Source organism: Acidovorax radicis, assembly GCF_020510705.1.
GTDB classification, from domain to species: domain Bacteria; phylum Pseudomonadota; class Gammaproteobacteria; order Burkholderiales; family Burkholderiaceae_C; genus Acidovorax; species Acidovorax radicis_A.
In genome coordinates, this window is sequence record NZ_CP075184.1 from 560,876 (window position 1) to 576,860 (window position 15,985).

Annotated in this window: 20 protein-coding genes; 11 read left to right on the top strand and 9 right to left on the bottom strand. The window is 67.3% G+C overall.

The window, feature by feature from the left end:
• Positions 1-32 precede the first annotated feature (32 nt).
• A complete protein-coding gene (locus tag KI609_RS02530; protein ID WP_226446766.1) occupies positions 33-287 on the top strand; it encodes an acyl-CoA-binding protein in 255 nt (84 codons plus the stop codon).
• A 115-nt stretch (positions 288-402) separates the two neighbouring features.
• Here KI609_RS02530 and KI609_RS02535 read toward each other — a convergent pair whose 3' ends face one another.
• Positions 403-1,335, bottom strand: a complete 933-nt coding sequence (locus KI609_RS02535; RefSeq protein ID WP_226446768.1) for a hydroxymethylglutaryl-CoA lyase — start codon at positions 1,333-1,335, stop codon at positions 403-405.
• A 288-nt stretch (positions 1,336-1,623) separates the two neighbouring features.
• Between KI609_RS02535 and KI609_RS02540 the strand changes: the two genes are divergently transcribed.
• Positions 1,624-2,685, top strand: coding sequence for an ornithine cyclodeaminase (locus KI609_RS02540; RefSeq protein ID WP_226446770.1), 1,062 nt, complete (start codon positions 1,624-1,626; stop codon positions 2,683-2,685).
• Positions 2,686-2,734: 49 nt separating this feature from the next.
• Here the strand turns inward: KI609_RS02540 and KI609_RS02545 are convergent, their stop codons facing one another.
• Genes KI609_RS02545 through KI609_RS02555 form a run of 3 tightly spaced genes read right to left on the bottom strand, consistent with a single transcriptional unit; the run spans position 2,735 to position 5,032 of the window.
• The gene (locus tag KI609_RS02545; protein ID WP_226446772.1) at positions 2,735-3,454 is read right to left on the bottom strand and encodes a nitroreductase; all 720 of its coding nucleotides are present in this window, start codon (positions 3,452-3,454) and stop codon (positions 2,735-2,737) included.
• 8 nt (positions 3,455-3,462) lie between these two features.
• Positions 3,463-3,876 carry a polyhydroxyalkanoic acid system family protein gene (locus KI609_RS02550; protein WP_226446774.1) on the bottom strand — a complete coding sequence of 138 codons (414 nt, stop codon included), beginning with the start codon at positions 3,874-3,876 and terminating at the stop codon, positions 3,463-3,465.
• Positions 3,869-5,032, bottom strand: a complete 1,164-nt coding sequence (locus KI609_RS02555; protein ID WP_226446776.1) for an aminopeptidase — start codon at positions 5,030-5,032, stop codon at positions 3,869-3,871. The genes KI609_RS02550 and KI609_RS02555 overlap by 8 nt, the downstream gene beginning before the upstream one ends.
• Positions 5,033-5,105: 73 nt before the next feature.
• Here KI609_RS02555 and KI609_RS02560 point away from each other — a divergent pair, with 73 nt between their 5' ends.
• Positions 5,106-5,789, top strand: coding sequence for a DNA-3-methyladenine glycosylase I (locus tag KI609_RS02560; protein WP_226446778.1), 684 nt, complete (start codon positions 5,106-5,108; stop codon positions 5,787-5,789).
• On the opposite strand, the gene KI609_RS02565 is transcribed toward KI609_RS02560, so the two are convergent.
• The 5 genes from KI609_RS02565 to phnF are packed head-to-tail and all read right to left on the bottom strand — an operon-like array spanning position 5,790 to position 9,552.
• Positions 5,790-6,989, bottom strand: coding sequence for an MFS transporter (locus KI609_RS02565; RefSeq protein WP_226446780.1), 1,200 nt, complete (start codon positions 6,987-6,989; stop codon positions 5,790-5,792). It lies immediately after the preceding gene.
• A gap of 39 nt (positions 6,990-7,028) precedes the next feature.
• On the bottom strand, positions 7,029-7,451 hold the full coding sequence (arsC, locus tag KI609_RS02570) for an arsenate reductase (glutaredoxin) (RefSeq protein ID WP_226446782.1): 423 nt from the start codon (positions 7,449-7,451) through the stop codon (positions 7,029-7,031).
• A gap of 7 nt (positions 7,452-7,458) precedes the next feature.
• Positions 7,459-8,064 (bottom strand): phosphonate metabolism protein/1,5-bisphosphokinase (PRPP-forming) PhnN, encoded by a 606-nt coding sequence (gene phnN, locus KI609_RS02575; protein ID WP_226446784.1) that lies wholly within the window; start codon positions 8,062-8,064, stop codon positions 7,459-7,461.
• A complete protein-coding gene (locus KI609_RS02580; protein ID WP_226446787.1) occupies positions 8,061-8,789 on the bottom strand; it encodes a DUF1045 domain-containing protein in 729 nt (242 codons plus the stop codon). Before KI609_RS02580 ends, phnN begins: the two co-directional genes overlap by 4 nt.
• Entirely contained in the window at positions 8,776-9,552 is a 777-nt protein-coding gene (gene phnF, locus KI609_RS02585) for a phosphonate metabolism transcriptional regulator PhnF (protein ID WP_226446789.1), read from the bottom strand. The genes KI609_RS02580 and phnF overlap by 14 nt, the downstream gene beginning before the upstream one ends.
• A 75-nt stretch (positions 9,553-9,627) precedes the next feature.
• On the opposite strand from phnF, the gene phnG reads away from it, so the two are divergent.
• From phnG to KI609_RS02625, 8 genes are read left to right on the top strand one after another with little or no spacing between them, the layout of a single operon-like run.
• A complete protein-coding gene (phnG, locus tag KI609_RS02590) occupies positions 9,628-10,140 on the top strand; it encodes a phosphonate C-P lyase system protein PhnG (RefSeq protein WP_226446791.1) in 513 nt (170 codons plus the stop codon).
• Positions 10,137-10,787 (top strand): phosphonate C-P lyase system protein PhnH, encoded by a 651-nt coding sequence (gene phnH, locus KI609_RS02595; protein WP_226446793.1) that lies wholly within the window; start codon positions 10,137-10,139, stop codon positions 10,785-10,787. Before phnG ends, phnH begins: the two co-directional genes overlap by 4 nt.
• 1 nt (position 10,788) lies before the next feature.
• The gene (locus KI609_RS02600) at positions 10,789-11,898 is read left to right on the top strand and encodes a carbon-phosphorus lyase complex subunit PhnI (RefSeq protein WP_226446795.1); all 1,110 of its coding nucleotides are present in this window, start codon (positions 10,789-10,791) and stop codon (positions 11,896-11,898) included.
• Entirely contained in the window at positions 11,895-12,815 is a 921-nt protein-coding gene (locus tag KI609_RS02605) for an alpha-D-ribose 1-methylphosphonate 5-phosphate C-P-lyase PhnJ (protein WP_319003124.1), read from the top strand. The genes KI609_RS02600 and KI609_RS02605 overlap by 4 nt, the downstream gene beginning before the upstream one ends.
• Positions 12,812-13,273: a GNAT family N-acetyltransferase gene (locus tag KI609_RS02610; protein ID WP_226446797.1), complete on the top strand. Its 462-nt coding sequence runs from the start codon at positions 12,812-12,814 to the stop codon at positions 13,271-13,273. Before KI609_RS02605 ends, KI609_RS02610 begins: the two co-directional genes overlap by 4 nt.
• Positions 13,270-14,058 carry a phosphonate C-P lyase system protein PhnK gene (phnK, locus tag KI609_RS02615; RefSeq protein WP_226446799.1) on the top strand — a complete coding sequence of 263 codons (789 nt, stop codon included), beginning with the start codon at positions 13,270-13,272 and terminating at the stop codon, positions 14,056-14,058. The genes KI609_RS02610 and phnK overlap by 4 nt, the downstream gene beginning before the upstream one ends.
• Entirely contained in the window at positions 14,055-14,786 is a 732-nt protein-coding gene (gene phnL, locus KI609_RS02620; protein ID WP_226446801.1) for a phosphonate C-P lyase system protein PhnL, read from the top strand. Before phnK ends, phnL begins: the two co-directional genes overlap by 4 nt.
• Positions 14,783-15,937, top strand: a complete 1,155-nt coding sequence (locus KI609_RS02625) for an alpha-D-ribose 1-methylphosphonate 5-triphosphate diphosphatase (RefSeq protein WP_226446803.1) — start codon at positions 14,783-14,785, stop codon at positions 15,935-15,937. The genes phnL and KI609_RS02625 overlap by 4 nt, the downstream gene beginning before the upstream one ends.
• The last annotated feature ends 48 nt before the right edge of the window (positions 15,938-15,985 follow it).

Below are 15,985 nucleotides of genomic sequence, written 5' to 3' on the forward strand. Positions count from 1 at the left end.
ACTTTCGTTTTTTCCATCCAGGAGCAACCAACATGGCCGATCTGAATGCCACTTTTGAAGCCGCTGTGGCCAATTCCAAAAACCTCAGCGAACGCCCTGACAACGCCACACTGCTCAAGATCTATGCGCTGTACAAGCAGGCGACCGCCGGTGACAACGCCGAAAAGAAGCCCAGCTTCTCCGACATGGTGGGCCGCGCCAAGTGGGATGCGTGGAACAACCTCAAGGGCACCGAAGCCGATGCCGCCAAGCAGCAGTACATCGACCTGATCACCTCACTGAGCTGACCGGTGGGCCGGCGGCGCCAAGCGGCTGCCTCCAACGAAAAAAAGGCGACCTGGGTCGCCTTTTTTGATGCGCGCCCCAGGCGCTGCCTCCTGCCGTGGGACTACACGAGCAAGGTCAGCGCAGGGGGGGCGGTTGCTCCCAGCCTTTGGGTAGACCGGCTTGCGGGGTCATGCCATACAGCGGCTCGCCGGGCAGGCCATCGGCCAATGGCTGGCGTGCTTGGAGAAGGCGGTTGATGTCCACCCCGGTGCGGAGGCCCATGGCTTCGAACATGAAAACCAGGTCTTCGGTCACCACGTTGCCCGAAGCCCCCGGTGCGTAGGGGCAGCCCCCCAGCCCTCCCATCGACGCGTCAAACGTGCGCACCCCCACGTCATAAGCGGCCAGGCAGTTGGCCAGCCCCAGGCCCCGCGTGTTGTGCATGTGGGCCGCGCCCGCCTTGTCGCCCAGCTCGGCGCGCAGGCGCGTGAAAAGGCGGCGCACCTGGGCCGGGTTGGCCATGCCGGTGGTGTCAGAAAGCCCCACCTCGTCCACCCCGGCCGCTGCACACTGGGCGGCGAGCCAGATCACCTCGTCTTCGGGCACCGCACCTTGCAGCGTGCAGCCAAAAGCGGTAGACAGGCCCACCTCGACTCGTTTTCCTGGCGCCTGTTCGTCACGCAGGTGCACCACCGCGCGCACCTCTTCGACCATCGCCTCGCGTGTCTTGCGCACATTGGCCAGCGAATGTGCGGCGCTGGCCGACACGGGCAAGGTCACCTTGTGCACGCCTGCTGCAAACGCCGCCTCGGCCCCCCGCAGATTGGGGGCGAGCGCCATTACCGTGATGCCCGGCAGGGTCAGCGCGTGCCGCACCACCTCGGCCACGTCGGCCATCTGGGGCAGCAGCCGCGCGGGCACGAACGATCCCACTTCAATCTCGCGCAGGCCAGCGGCCGCCAGCGCATTGATCCAGAGGAGCTTGTCTGCGGTGCCCATGGTGGCGTTGACGGATTGCAGCCCGTCACGCGGGCCTACTTCGCTGATGAGAATGTCAAAGGTGTTCATGGGTCGCGGCGATGGGTGCATTTGGGGAGCGCGGATGTGCTGCTCTGGCGGGTGGTGGGCGTTGAACGGCAGGGCGCCGCCAAGGTATTTTGCCCACAAACGTTCTGCAGCCAGCCTGGCGCAGATGCGGTGCGTTTGCAGGGTGAAACACCCAACACAAAGCGCAAAGCGGCAATCGGCGGTGGCATATCGCCAGGCAGCCTGACGATTTGACGCAAGTTGGTGGGTTCACATTGCCGCGGCGCTCCAGGAGACTGTTTGTACGCCCCGTTCAAGGAGACAAGCACCATGAAGCCCCCACATCCCATTCAGACGCTCTATCTCAGCGCCCCAGACGCCATCGAGCTGGTGCGCCGCATGGGCATCGGCCCCTGCCTGCGTGGCATGGCCGAGTATGTTCGTGCCGATTATTTGAGGTGGAATGCATTCGACAAGTCGTCCCGCGTGGCCAGCCACTCACCCGATGGCGTGATTGAGCTCATGCCCATTGCCGACGATCAGACCTATGCGTTCAAGTACGTCAATGGCCATCCGCGCAACACCCGTCTGGGCTTGTCCACGGTGATGGCGTTTGGCGTGCTGGCCGATGTGGCCACCGGCGCGCCAGTGCTGCTCAGCGAGCTGACACTCACCACCGCGTTGCGCACGGCCGCCACGTCGGCGGTTGCCGCCCTCGCCCTGGCGCGCCCTGGTTGCCGCACCATGGCCCTGGTGGGCAACGGGGCACAAAGCGAGTTCCAGGCGCTGGCGTTTCACCACCTGCTGGGCATCGACACGCTGCGCCTGTTTGACAGCGACCCCGGCGCTACCGCCAAGCTGCAAGCCAATCTGCAAGGAACCGGGCTCACCACGGTGGTCTGTACCAGTGCGGCCCATGCCGCACGCGGCGCCGACATCGTCACCACGGTGACGGCCGACAAGACCAACGCCACCATCCTCACCCCCGACATGCTGGCGCCCGGCATGCACATCAATGCGGTGGGCGGGGACTGCCCGGGCAAAACCGAGCTGCATGCCGATGTGCTGCGCCAGGCGGCCGTGTTCGTCGAATACGCCCCTCAAACACGCATCGAAGGCGACATCCAGCAACTGCCAGCGGACTTTGCCGTGACCGAGCTGTGGGAGGTGCTGGCCGGCATGCGTGGGGGGCGCGCCAGCGATGCGCAGGTGACGGTGTTTGATTCGGTCGGTTTTGCGCTCGAGGACTTTTCTGCGTTGCGGTTCATGCGCGACATGGCCCGCGCGCTAGGGGTGGGCCAGCCCATTGCGTTGATCCCTGCGCTGGACGATCCGAAAGACCTGTTCGGTGCGCTGCACCCGCACGGTGCGCGACTGCGTGTAGTGGCCTGACGCCACACCTCGACCCTGGTGTTGAGGTGCTGGTGCTGCCCTCTGTGGCTCAGTCCCGCCAGATGACGCTGTCGCCAGGGTGCGCACGCGTGGTGCGGAACTGGTTGGCCGGGTGTTGCAGGTCGGCATGGCCGAACGAAATGCCACAGACGATGGTACGGTCTGCGCCAATGCCCAGCACCTCGCGCAGCACGCCGGGGTAAGACGCCAGCGCGGCCTGCGCGATGGAGCCTACGCCCAGGCTGTGAGCGGCCAGCATGAAATTGCTCACATACGCGCCGCAATCCACCGCGCCATACACACCCAGCGCCTCGTCACTGGTGACGATGGCCACATGCGGTGCCCCAAACATGGTGAAGTTTTGCGCCGCCTGGCGGGCCGACGCCTCACGGTCGCTTTTGGCGATGCCCAGCGCGTCATAAAGCCCCCAGCCACATGCCCGCCGCCGCTCCTGGTACACGCCCCGGTATTCGCGGGGCCAGGGCAGGTCGGGGTTGGGGGAGGAGGCGGCCGCCAGGTGTGTCTGCAACGCGTCGCGCAAGCGGGAGAGGGTGGCACCGCTGGCAATGGTCAGCTGCCACGGTTGTGCGTTGCACCACGAGGCGGTGCGCTGCGCCGTGGCCAAAATCTGCTCGATGGCGGCGCGCGGCAAAGCGTCGGGCACAAAAGCGCGGCAGCTGTAGCGGGTGTGCAGCAGTGCCGACAGTGCGTGGAACGCATCAGATTCCGCGTGGCTGTTCGCTGCTGGGGGTGGTGGGGTGCTGACCATGGCCGCGCTCACGCTTTTTTCTTGGTTTTTGCGGCTGCGGCTGCGGCCGGTGCAGGTCTTTTGGCTGTGGCTGCCGCAGCTTTGTGGGCCTTGCCTGCGGCGGCCGCAGGCGTCTTTTGGGCGCCTGGGTGGGGCGCCTTGAGCAAGGCATCGAGTTGATCACCGATCTCGGATTCGATGCGCTCCTTGAAGGCGCCCAGCAAGAAGCCCAGCTGTGCTTTCATCTCGAACCGGTGGGCATCCACCAGCAAAAAGCCCTTGACCCCGGTGCGACTGAACACCAGCGTGTCCTGCGTGTCGCCCTCTTCATAGGTGTATTCCATGTCGAACTTCTCTTCGGCCTTTTCGGCCCAGGCAAAGGCGATCTTGCGGGCTTCCAGAAAGCCCAGGTGGTGGTCGCGATGGATATGGATGTCAGGCACCGGGTGTCTCCTTGGCGGATGTTGTGGGGCGGGGTACAAAGGCTTGCAGGGCCGCGTGGCGTTGTGCTTGCGGCTGCTGGCTCAGCCGCCGTACCGCATCATAAAAGCGTTGCCAGTCCCGGTCTTCGCGCTCAAACAAGGCTTCAAAAGCTGGCACCAGCTCGTCATAGGCCGCCTGGGCGGCAAAGCTGGCGTTGTTGGCTTTGGCCACCCAGCGGTCATAGCCTGCCACCTGCGCCGTGCTTGCCACCGGGCCCGCGCCGCCCGGCGTGAGCCAGTGCGCGCGCAGGGCCGCGTATTCGGCGCGAAACCTGTTCATTGCTTCATTTTTGATAGCTGGTAGCGATTGCTGTGTAAGCGCTAGAGCCTCTTTTTGTTCATAAATGTCTGCGAGCCGCGTCCGGGTGGCGCGTGTCAGCGCCCGAAACGCGATGCGCCGCGCCTCGCTGGTGGCGAATGCCTCGCGCGCTGTGGGGCTGGCTTCTGTGGCCAGCCACCTTGCGCTGCCGATGCGCTCCACCGCGGTGGCAAAAGATTCGTTGAACAGGGTGTCGCCCTCGGCATACACCACCTGGTGCGCCAGCTCGTGGAACAGCAGGCGCACAAACTCGCCCTCGGGCCAGGCGATGAAGGTGGACAGCAGCGGGTCGCCCCCCGCCCAGTTCATATAGCCCAGTGTGGAATAGGCGGGCACGCCATACACCTCCACCTCAAGGCCCTGCGCGGCCAGTTGTGCGGCTTCGGCCTGTGCATCGGCCTCGGTGAAGTAGCCCCGGTAGCCAATGCAGCCTGTGACCGGAAAACACCAGGTGTGCAGCGTCAGCGCATAGGGGGGCGCAGCCACCACGTTCCACACGGCCGCTTTGCGTTGGAGGTCGGCGTAACGGCGGTAGCTCGCGTTGTCGGGCAGGCCCATTTCGGCCACGGCAAAAGCCCGGGCGCGCTGGGCCAGCTGCAGCCGCTCGCGCAGGGCGGGGGCGATGTCGGGGCGCGCTATCCAGCGGTCAATAGGCTCGGCCGCCTGCATGAGCTGCAGATGCCCGCGCAGCGATTGCCAGTAGTAGCCCAGCGTCCCGGTCGTGCTGGTGCACCCGGCCAGTGCAAGGCAGAACAACAGGGTGGGCATGGCCCGCAGGCGGTGAAAGGGCTGGTGCATGCGGGCAGTTTATGGGCAGATCGCGCGGGACGCGGGCAGGGGTGTCAGCAGCCTGGCTGCAGCGGTTTCTAGAATGTGGCGCATGACTGCTGACCCCACCCCCGAGCTGCCTCCGTTGCCTGCACTGCCTACAGGCCTGTTTGCCGACGAGGCCGATTGTCCGCGCTGCGCCTGGTGCCAGGCCACACCCTTTTACCGCCAGTACCACGACCATGAATGGGGGTTCCCGGTGGCGGATGACCGGCGATTGTTCGAAAAACTGTGCCTGGAGGGCTTCCAGTCGGGCCTGAGCTGGCTGACCATCCTGAACAAGCGCGAGGGCTTTCGCGCCGCGTTTGCGAACTTCGATGCCGAACAGGTCGCTGCCTTCGGCCCTGCCGATGTCGAGCGCTTGGTGCAGGATGCGACCATCGTGCGCCACCGGGGCAAGATCGAGTCCACCATCAACAACGCGCGCCGGGTGCTGGAGTTGCGGCGGGAGTTTGGATCATTGGCGCACTACGCGTGGCGCTACGAGCCAGTTGCTGCCGACCGGCCTGAGCGCATCACGCGCGAAGTGGCGCGCACCTTGTCCACTTCGCCCACATCGATTGCCATGTCCAAGGACCTGAAAAAGCGTGGCTGGAGTTTTGTGGGCCCCACCACGGTGTACGCCTTCATGCAGGCCATGGGGCTGGTCAACGACCACCTGGAAGGCTGCCATGCGCGCGCCACGGCGCTGCAGGCGCGCGCAGAGTTTGTGGTGCCGCGCGGTTGATCAGCGCTGTGCCAGCGGCCGCAGCATCCACAAAGCCCCCAGTGCGGCCAGGCCCAGCAGTGTGGTGGACCACAGGGCCGCCACGCCCACACCATCGAGCAGCATGCCGAACAGCACCGGCGCAAAGGCCTGTGCGACGCGGGCGGGCACCATCATGAGGCCTTGGCGGGCACCGTAGCCTGCCGGCCCAAACAGCACCAGCGGCAGCGTGCCCTTGGCAATGGTCAGGATGCCGTTGCCCGCCCCATGCAGCACGGTGAACACCGCCGCCGCAGGCCCTCCCACCACCATCAACAAGGCTGCGCCCAGCGGGTGTGCGGCCGCCGCCAGCTGCGCCGACAGCAGCGGGTGCAGGCGGCGCAGAAAGCCAAACTCCAGCAGCCGCGCCGCTACCTGGGCCGGGCCGACCAGCGCCGCCATGGCCACCGCTGCCTGCAGTGACGTGCCACTGGCCTGCAGCAGGCGCGGCAGATGGGCCGCCATGGCCGTGCTGGTGAACCAGGTGACGGCAAACACGAAGGACAGCAGCACGGTGGTGCGCAGCGCGTGGTCTGGGGCCGGCGATGCGGCTGTCGTTGTGGTGGCGGCGGGGGTGGAGGGTGCAACGGCTGCTGGGGTCTGGCCATCCTCTTCGGGCGCGATGCGCGGCAACCAGCCGTTCAACGGCACCCCCACCAGCAGGTGCAATGCGGCCCAGCCCGCACACGCGCCGCGCCAGCCCCACTGCACCTCCATCCAGGCCGACAGCGGCCAGCCCACCGTGCTGGCAAAACCCGCAATCAGCGTGATGCCGGTGATGGCGCCGCGTGCGCCCTGGCCATACAGCCGCACCAGGGTGGCAAAGGCGGCTTCGTACAGGCCGGACCCCATGGCCACGCCCATCAGCACCCAGGCGGCAAACAGGCCCACGGGGCCTTGCGCCAGCGCCATGCCCGCCAGAGCGGCCGCAAACAGCAGGTTCGTGCCCACCAGCACCGGGCGGCCACCATGGCGATCGATGGTCCGACCCGCCAGGGGCCCGAGCAGGGCCGAGACGATGAGTGCCACCGAGAACGCCGCGAACACGGTGGGGGTGGCCACCCCCAGGTCGCGCGCCATGGGTACGGCCAGCATGGCGGGCAGGTAGTAGGACGAAGCCCAGGCCAGGGTCTGGGCGGTTCCCAGGCGGGCCACGGTCCAGCGCTGTGAGGCGGCGCTCATGCCGTGCAGGGCGCAGCGGCGTGGGTGCGTGCAATGGCCTCAGGCACGTTGGCCCTGGGCATTCATCACCGCCTCGCCATCTTCCTTGGTGAAGGCGCCTTGCTGCGGCGTGGGCAAGATCTCCAGCACCTTCTCGGAGGGGCGGCACAGCCGTGTGCCCAGCGGCGTGACCACGATGGGGCGGTTGATGAGGATGGGGTGCTGCAGCATGGCGTCAACGAGTTGTGCATCGGTGACGCCCGGCGCGCCCAGTTGCAGCTCGGTGAAGACCGCTTCCTTGGTGCGCACGGCGTTGATCACCGGCTCGCCCGTGGCAGCGATCAAGGCCACCAACGTGGCGCGGTCGGGTGGGGTCTTGAGGTATTCAATGACCTCGGGCTCCACGCCGCTGTTGCGGATCATGGCCAGCGTGTTGCGGGAGGTACCGCATTTTGGGTTGTGATAAATGGTGATGGCGGTCATGGTGGGGTTACAAAAGGACGGGGGCAAGGGGTGAAAGTTTGCCACTGCGCACGGGCCAGCCCGGTAGTTGCGCCAGCGCGTGCAACAGCTGCTGGCCTGCGTCGCTCAGCGTGCCGTTGTTGTGCACCTCCAGGCTGGCAGCGCCTGGCGGCGGTGTATAGGCCAGCGCGCGCTGCACCCGGGCCTCCACCTGATCGGGGGTTTCGCGGCCGCGTGACAGCAGCCGCTCGCGCAGCACCTGCGGGCTGGCGGTGATGTGCACGGCCACCAGGTCGGGGAAGCGTACAAGGGCGTCGGGCAGGTAGGCGCGCGAGCCATTGAGCAGCACCCATTCGCCCTGGGCCAGGGGCGCCAGTTGCGCATGCCGGACGCCGTAGCCCAGGCCATTGGCGTCCCAGTGCAGGGCAAACGCCTGCTCATGGCGCAACACCGCAAATGCTTCAGGCGAAACACTTTCATGGGCTTCGCCGCCGGGCACTGCTGTGCGGCTGACGGTGCGCTGCGCCCAGTGCACGGGGCAAGGGGTGGGCAGGTGCGCGCGCAGCCAGTCGAGCAGGCTGTCCTTGCCCGCACCCGAAGGGCCCATGCAGTAGATCATCCGGGCTGTTGTCATTCACCCATCTCCAGGTGGTCCAGCAGCACAAAGTCTGCGCCCGGCGTGGGCTCGGCAAACAGTGCCAGGCTGTTGAACTTGAGCATGGGCAGGTCAGAGAAAAACTCCTGCGCGGCGTCGAGCACCAGTGCCTGGGTCTGTGCGTCCACCTGCGCCAGGCTGCCGGTGATGGACAGATGGAAGCGGAATTCCTCCAGCACAAATGGATAGCCCCAGCGCTGCAGCAATGCGTCTTGCCGGGGCGTGAGGCCGGCCGCGCGGCGGCGGGCCAGTTCGGCATCGGACAGCGGGGCGGCCAGGGGTTGCAGCGCGGTGACGCACGCAGCCGCCGCCTCGTGGATCTTGGCGTTGGCCGCATGCGATGGTGTGGGCACCAGGGCCAGGAAGTCGCCGAGGCGCTCCACCTGCAGCGGCGGCAGCGCAAAGGGCTGCAGGTTGCTCGCCACGGCCTGCACGGCCTGGTGCAGCGTGATCCAGTCGGTGCCGGGCGCCAGCGCAAAGGGCGCCTTCAGCGTGGCGTGCCAGCCATAGCGCCGGGGCGCGGCGGTCAGTCGGTACAAGTCGTCAGCGGCGACGCCTTCGATGGCGAGCTGCTGCAGCGGTTGCAGCAGCGCGGCGCAGCGGCCCAGCCAGTGGCTACCCGCCAGCCAGCCCAGGCTGCCGGGGTTGGGGGCGAAATACACCGCATAGCGATGGTGGGCGGTGGTGGCGTCAGTGTTGTTCATGGTGGTCAATGGTCAGTTTCACGCGGTCGCCCGCAAACCAGGCGCGGGCCCATTCAATGGGCGTGCCTGCGAGGTCCACGTTCAGGCTTTCCACCAGCAGCACGGGGCGTGTGGCGGGCTGGCGCAGCTGCGCGGCCACCTCGGCGCTGGGCAGCTCGGCGGTGATGCGGCTTTCGCGCCGGGTGTAGTCGGCCACGCCATGGGCGGCAAACCCGGCGGTGATGGAGCCGGTCTCGCGCACCACGGCCGCCAGGCTTTCAAAGCGGGGCAGGGGAAAGTAACGCTCGCTCAGGTGCAGGGGCTGGCCTTCGGCCTCGCCCATCACGCGCAGCGCCAGCAGTGGGCTGCGGGCGGGCACCTGCAGTGCCTTGGCCAAGGCGGCGGTGGAGCGCACGGTCTGTTCACCCAGCACCACCAGGCTGCCGCGCAGGCCGGCCTGCGCCAGCCCCTGTTGGTGTCGGGTGCGTTTGCCCAGCGCCAGGTCCACGGCGAAGTCTTCGACATAGGTGCCGCTGCCCTGCGTGATGCGCACCAGGCCCTGGCTGCACAGGCTGGCCAGAGACCGGCGGATGGTGTGGCGGTTCACGCCGAATTGCTCGGCCAGGGCGTGCTCTGAGGGCAGGCGATCGCCTGGCGCATAGACACCGCTGCCGATGGCGCCTGCCAGCTCGGTGGCGATGCGCGTCCAGAAGCTGTCGCGCGCCGGGCGCGGTGGCGGAACGGGTGATTGCGCGGGACTGGGGAAAAGGGTGCTGGTTGTCATGAAACCTACATGCGCGCGCTCTAAGCTGGCGCCAGTTGTTCAATTTGTCTATACAACTTTCAGAGTACCACTTTCATGTTTCAAGCCTTTGACAACCCCGGCCCTGGCCGGCCCCTGGGCCGTGCGCACTGGATGGCGCTGCTGGCGCGGGCGCCGCTGGGGCTGCTGGAATCTGCCCTGCACGAGCAGGCCCAGCGCCCTGCGCGATGGCTGCGTGCCCCAGAGACCGGGTTGATGATGGTGCAGGGCCGTGCAGGCGGCACGGGTGAGCGCTTCAACCTGGGCGAAGTCACCGTGACCCGTTGCGCATTGCGCGTGGCGGCCGATTCTGATGCAACCGAAGCCACTGTGGGCGTCGCCTATGTGCTGGGCCGCTCGCACCGCCAAGTGCGGCTGGCCGCCCTGGCCGATGCCTTGCTGCAGGACCCGGTCCAGCAACCTTTGCTGAACGCGCACCTGCTGGAGCCGATTCGCCGCCACCTGCGCAGCACCCAGGCCGAGCGGCAGGCGCGTGCTGCCAACACGAAGGTGGACTTCTTCACCGTGGCGCGCGAGAGCGGCTCTGACAACGAGGAGGAGACGGAATGAGCGCACCCACTTTGGCATCCCTGGGTGCCGGATTCGTGAACGACGCCTTTGGCAGCCAGGCCGTGTTCCGCGCCGTGCTGCAGGCACTGTCGCACCCTGGCCGCTGCGTGGCGGTCGAGCATGACGCACAAACCCCGACGGTGGGCCACGCCGCATCGGCCGCCGTGCTGCTGGCGCTGCTCGACAGCGACTGCACGCTGTGGCTGTCGCCCCGCCTGGCGGCCAGCGAAGCGGGTGCTTGGCTGCGGTTTCACACCGGCTGCACGCTGGTGAGCGATTCTGCGAAGGCCCGGTTTGTGTGGGTGGCCCAGGGCGATGCGCTGCCTGCGCTGCACAGCCTGGCGCAGGGTAGCGACACCTATCCCGACCAGTCGGCCACCTGCGTGGTGGATGTGGCGCAGGCCATGGTCACCACGGTGGGTGCCACCGGTGCGTGGCGCCTGGCAGGCCCTGGCATCCAGGGCGCAGCGGCTTTGCAGGTCGACGGTTTACCGAATGACTTCGCCGCCCAATGGGCCGCCAACCATGCGGTGTTTCCATGTGGTGTGGACGTGCTGCTGGGGACGCACGCTCACATCGTCGGCCTGCCACGCACCACTCGCATCACTGCGGGCCGCGAAGACGCGCTGCACACCGAGAAGGCCTGATATGTACGTTGCCGTCAAGGGCGGAGAAACCGCCATCCTCAATAGCTACCAACTGCTGGCCCGCCAGCGCCGGGGCGATACCGCGCAGCCTGAGCTGTCGGTGGCGCAGATCCGCCAGCAGCTTAAGCTGGCGGTGGACCGGGTGATGACCGAGGGATCGGTGTACGACCCCGAGCTGGCCGCGCTGGCCATCAAGCAGGCAGCGGGAGACCTCGTCGAAGCCATCTTTTTGCTGCGCGCCTACCGCGCCACGCTACCGCGCCTGGGCACCACCTGCCCGCTCGACACCGCCCGCATGGTCCTCGACCGCCGCATCTCGGCCACCTTCAAAGACCTGCCCGGCGGGCAGGTGCTGGGCCCGACCTACGACTACACGCAGCGGCTGCTTGACTTCACGCTGCTGGCCGAGGGCAAGGAGCTGGACGCTTCGGCGAACGCGGCGGCACCCGCAGCAACGCCGCCCGGCGCCACCCCGCGCGTGGTGGACCTGCTCAACCAGGAAGGCCTGATCGAGACACGTCCCGTGCCGCCGGGTGACCCCATGCCCACGGACCTCACGCGGGAGCCGCTGCGCTTTCCGGCCAACCGCGCCACCCGCCTGCAAAACCTGGCGCGGGGGGACGAGGGCTTTTTGCTGGCCATGGCGTATTCCACGCAGCGCGGGTACTCGCACTCGCACCCCTTTGTGGGCGAGGTGCGCCTGGGCACGGTGTCCGTGGAGATCGAACCCGAAGAACTCGGCTTTGCCATCGACATCGGCGACATCGAGATCACCGAGTGCGAGATGGTGAACCAGTTTGCGGGCAGCAAGAGCCAGCCCCCGCAGTTCACGCGCGGCTATGGCCTGGCGTTTGGCCACAGCGAGCGCAAGGCGATGGCCATGAGCCTGGTGGACCGGGCCCTGCGCGCCGACGAGTTGGGTGAGCCGGTCGAGTCGCCCGCACAGATGCAGGAATTTGTGCTGGGCCACAGCGACAGCCTGGAAGCCTCTGGCTTCGTGCAGCACCTGAAGCTGCCGCACTACGTGGACTTCCAGTCTGAGCTGGAGCTGGTGCGCAAGATGCGCGCCGCCGCCAACCCCGCAACCCCCCACATGGAAGAAGCCCCATGAACGCACCCATGGAACCCGCCGTGATGGACCTGCCCGCCGACGCCGCGCCGGTGGACGGCCACTTCAACTTTGCCTACCTGGACGAGCGCACCAAGCGCATGATCCGCCGCGCCATCCTCAAGGCGGTGGCGATTCCGGGCTACCAGGTGCCGTTTGGCTCGCGCGAGATGCCGCTGCCCTATGGCTGGGGGACGGGCGGCATCCAGGTGACGGCGTCCATCATCGGCCCGCAGGACTGCCTCAAGGTCATCGACCAGGGCTCTGACGACACGGTCAATGCCGTCAACATCCGCCGTTTCTTCGAGCGCACCACCGCCGTGGCAACCACCACCCGCACGCGCGAGGCCACGCTGATCCAGACACGCCACCGCATCCCCGAGACGCCGCTGGCCGAAGGCCAGGTCATCGTCTACCAGGTGCCGGTGCCCGAGCCCATGCAACGCCTGGAGCCGCGCGAGACCGAGACGCGCACGCTGCATGGTTTGGCCGAGTACGGGCTCATGCACGTCAAGCTCTACGAAGACATCGCGCGCTACGGCCACATTGCCACCACGTACGACTACCCCGTGCTGGTCAACGGCCGGTATGTGATGGCGCCATCGCCCATCCCCAAGTTCGACAACCCCAAGATGCACATGAACCCCGCGCTGCAGCTCTTCGGCGCGGGCCGCGAAAAGCGCATTTACGCCGTGCCGCCCTACACGCCGGTGGAGAGCTTGGGCTTCGAAGACCACCCCTTTGAAGTGCAGCGCTGGGACGCAGCCTGCGCGCTGTGTGGCGCCACCGACAGCTTTCTGGACGAGGTCATCATCGACGATCAGGGCGGGCGCATGCATGTGTGCTCGGATTCGGACTACTGCCAGGAGCGCCAGTCGCAGCAAGCCGACTCTGCGGTGGTGGAAGGCGGCGCAGCATGAGCGCCGTGCACATTCGCGAAGCCCAGCGTGCCGACCTGGAGAACGTGCTGGCCCTATACGCAGCCATTGAAGACAGCGCCGCAGACGTGCTGACCGTGGAGGAAGCCCAGGCCGTGTGGGCCCAGTTTGCCCACTACCCCAGCTACCGCCTGTGGGTCGCTTGTGACCCCGCGCAGCACGGCGCCGTGGTGGGCACTTATGCGCTGCTCGTCATGCACAACCTGGCGCACCGGGGCGCGCCATCGGCCATCGTCGAGGACGTGGTGGTGGCAAAGGACCAGCAGGGCCGTGGCATTGGCCGCCAGATGATGGCCCACGCGATGCAGCAGGCGCGCGAGGCGGGTTGCTACAAGCTCGCGCTCTCGTCCAACGCCCGCCGCACCGGCGCCCATGCCTTTTATGAATCCCTGGGCTTTGCGCAGCACGGCCTGAGCTTTGTCGTCGAGACCCTCACATGAACCACCCCGAAAATGCCGCGCCGCTGCTGAGCGTGCGCAACGTCAGCAAGCGCTATGGCGACCGCGTGGCGCTGCAGGGCGCTTCCTTTGACCTGTGGCCCGGCGAGGTGCTCGCAGTGGTCGGTGAGTCCGGCTCTGGCAAGTCCACGCTGCTCAACGCCATTGCCGCACGCAGCGCACCGGACGAAGGCTCGGTGCAGTTCCGCCAGCGCAGTGGCGAACTGCAGGACGTGTATGTCATGACCGAAGCCCAGCAGCGCCTGCTGGCCCGTACCGACTGGGGCTTCGTGCACCAGAACGCGGCCGATGGCCTGCGCATGGATGTATCGGCCGGCGCCAACGTGGGCGAGCGCCTGATGGGCCTGGGCGAGCGCCACTATGGCCGCCTGCGTGCCACGGCAACGGAATGGCTGCAGCGCGTGGAGATCGACGCCGCGCGCATCGACGATGCACCACGCACCTTCTCGGGCGGCATGCGCCAGCGCCTGCAGATTGCGCGCAACCTCGTCACGCAACCGCGCCTGGTCTTCATGGATGAACCCACCTCGGGCCTGGATGTGTCGGTGCAGGCGCGGCTTTTGGACCTGCTGCGCCAGCTCACGCGACAGATGCAGCTGGCTGCCATCGTGGTCACGCACGACCTGGCCGTGGCACGCCTGCTGGCCCACCGCATGGTGGTGATGCAGCGCGGCCGTGTGGTGGAGACGGGCTTGACCGACCAGGTGCTCGACGACCCGCAACACCCCTACACCCAGCTCCTTGTTTCTTCGGTACTGCAGCCATGAACCACACTTCCAACGCACCCATACTTCAGATGCAAGGGGTGGCCAAGCGCTTCACCCTGCACCACCAGAACGGCATCGAACTGCCCGTGCTGGGCCATGTGAACCTGACGGTGCAGCCCGGCGAATGTGTGGTGCTCGACGGCCCCTCGGGCATGGGCAAGAGCACGCTGCTCAAGATGATCTACGCCAACTACCGGGCCAACGCGGGCAGCATCACGGTGCGCTCGGTCGATGGCGCCCTGGTGGACGTGACCCAGGCCACGCCGAGAGCGCTGGTGCAGTTGCGGCGCGATACCGTGGGCTATGTGAGCCAGTTTCTGCGCGTCATCCCGCGCGTGTCGGCGCTGGATGTGGTGGCCGAACCGCTGGCGGAGGACGCGGGCGACGACCTGGCGGCCGTCGAGGCGGCGCGCGACACCGCCCGCCAGTGGCTGACACGGCTGCGCATTCCCGAGCGGCTGTGGCACCTCCCGCCCGCCACTTTTTCGGGGGGGGAACAGCAACGCATCAACATCGCCCGCAACATGATCAAGCCCAAGCCGCTGCTGCTGCTGGACGAGCCCACCGCATCGCTCGACGCGGCCAACACCGAAACGGTGATCGCGATGATCAGCGAGGCGGTGGCGCGCGGAGCAGCACTGGTCGGCATCTTCCACGATGCGCACGTGGGCGCGGCCGTGGCCACGCGCCGCGTGAACGTGGGTGACTTTCGGGGAGCGTCGGCATGACGGCAACCGTGTTCAAGAACGCCCGCATGGTGCTGCCGGGCGAGGTGGTGCAGGGCAGCCTGCAAGTGGACCGAGGGCGTATTCAAGCGGTAGACAGCGGTGCAACCGCAGCCCTGCAAGGCATCGACCTGGGCGGTGACTACCTGTTGCCCGGCCTGGTGGAAATCCACACCGACAATTTCGAGCGCCACCTGATGCCACGCCCCAAGGTGCAATGGGCCGAGATGCCCGCGCTGTTGGCGCACGATGCCGAGATTGCGGCCGCAGGCATCACCACGGTGCTGGATGCGCTGGGCGTGGGCGAGGCCGATGTGGACAGCCTGCGCGGCAGCGCCTGGAACCGCGTGCTCGACACCATCGCCACCTGCACCGAGCGCAACCTGCTGCGTGCGGACCACCACCTGCATGTGCGCTGCGAGCTGCCAGCGCCCAACACCATCGACCTGTTCGAGCCTTTTCACGGCCACCCGCGCCTGTCGCTGATTTCGCTGATGGACCACACCCCGGGCCAGCGCCAGTGGGAGAACATCGAGCAGGCGCGCACCTACTACACCGGCAAGAAGGGCTGGAGCGCCGAAAAGTTTGAGCGCCAGGTGGCGCACGCCGCCACGCTGCAGGCGCAGTACGCCGAGCCGCACCGTGCGTATTTCGTGGACTACTGCCGCACGCATGGCATCTCGCTGGCCAGCCACGATGACACCACGGTGGCCCATGTGGAGCAGGCCCATGCCGAAGGGGCCGCGATGTCGGAGTTCCCCACCACGCTGGCCGCGGCCCAGGCGGCGCATGAGCGCGGCCTGCTCACCGTGATGGGCGGGCCCAACGTAGTGCGGGGTGGGTCGCACTCGGGCAACGTGGCTGCGGCCGACCTGGCCCGTGCAGGCCTTCTGGACATCCTGTCATCCGACTACGTGCCCGGCAGCTTGCTGAGCGCCGTGATGCGTTTGGTGGACGACGGCATCCTGCCCTTGCCGCAGGCCGTGGCCACCGTCACCCGCAACCCGGCCCAGGCGGCGGGTATGGCGGACCGGGGCGCGTTGGCGCCCGGCCTGCGCGCTGATCTGGTGCAGGTGCACATGGCCGAGCTGCCCGGTGGCGGACGGCAGGCCGTGGTGCGCGGTGTGTGGCGCGAAGGGCAGCGCGTGCTCTAGGACGCTGACATCCAAACTTCTCCCAACTGTCAAAGCACTGTCATGCGT

Coding starts and splice junctions, on each gene's coding strand:
- phnH (WP_226446793.1), top strand. CDS start 10,137: ATGAGCGCACCCACTTTGGCATCCCTGGGTGCCGGATTCGTGAACGAC.
- KI609_RS02555 (WP_226446776.1), bottom strand. CDS start 5,032: ATGCACCAGCCCTTTCACCGCCTGCGGGCCATGCCCACCCTGTTGTTC.
- KI609_RS02565 (WP_226446780.1), bottom strand. CDS start 6,989: ATGAGCGCCGCCTCACAGCGCTGGACCGTGGCCCGCCTGGGAACCGCC.
- KI609_RS02560 (WP_226446778.1), top strand. CDS start 5,106: ATGTGGCGCATGACTGCTGACCCCACCCCCGAGCTGCCTCCGTTGCCT.
- KI609_RS02580 (WP_226446787.1), bottom strand. CDS start 8,789: ATGAACAACACTGACGCCACCACCGCCCACCATCGCTATGCGGTGTAT.
- KI609_RS02530 (WP_226446766.1), top strand. CDS start 33: ATGGCCGATCTGAATGCCACTTTTGAAGCCGCTGTGGCCAATTCCAAA.
- KI609_RS02540 (WP_226446770.1), top strand. CDS start 1,624: ATGAAGCCCCCACATCCCATTCAGACGCTCTATCTCAGCGCCCCAGAC.
- phnG (WP_226446791.1), top strand. CDS start 9,628: ATGTTTCAAGCCTTTGACAACCCCGGCCCTGGCCGGCCCCTGGGCCGT.
- KI609_RS02545 (WP_226446772.1), bottom strand. CDS start 3,454: ATGGTCAGCACCCCACCACCCCCAGCAGCGAACAGCCACGCGGAATCT.
- phnN (WP_226446784.1), bottom strand. CDS start 8,064: ATGACAACAGCCCGGATGATCTACTGCATGGGCCCTTCGGGTGCGGGC.
- KI609_RS02625 (WP_226446803.1), top strand. CDS start 14,783: ATGACGGCAACCGTGTTCAAGAACGCCCGCATGGTGCTGCCGGGCGAG.
- phnF (WP_226446789.1), bottom strand. CDS start 9,552: ATGACAACCAGCACCCTTTTCCCCAGTCCCGCGCAATCACCCGTTCCG.
- phnK (WP_226446799.1), top strand. CDS start 13,270: ATGAACCACCCCGAAAATGCCGCGCCGCTGCTGAGCGTGCGCAACGTC.
- KI609_RS02535 (WP_226446768.1), bottom strand. CDS start 1,335: ATGAACACCTTTGACATTCTCATCAGCGAAGTAGGCCCGCGTGACGGG.
- KI609_RS02610 (WP_226446797.1), top strand. CDS start 12,812: ATGAGCGCCGTGCACATTCGCGAAGCCCAGCGTGCCGACCTGGAGAAC.
- arsC (WP_226446782.1), bottom strand. CDS start 7,451: ATGACCGCCATCACCATTTATCACAACCCAAAATGCGGTACCTCCCGC.
- KI609_RS02605 (WP_319003124.1), top strand. CDS start 11,895: ATGAACGCACCCATGGAACCCGCCGTGATGGACCTGCCCGCCGACGCC.
- phnL (WP_226446801.1), top strand. CDS start 14,055: ATGAACCACACTTCCAACGCACCCATACTTCAGATGCAAGGGGTGGCC.
- KI609_RS02600 (WP_226446795.1), top strand. CDS start 10,789: ATGTACGTTGCCGTCAAGGGCGGAGAAACCGCCATCCTCAATAGCTAC.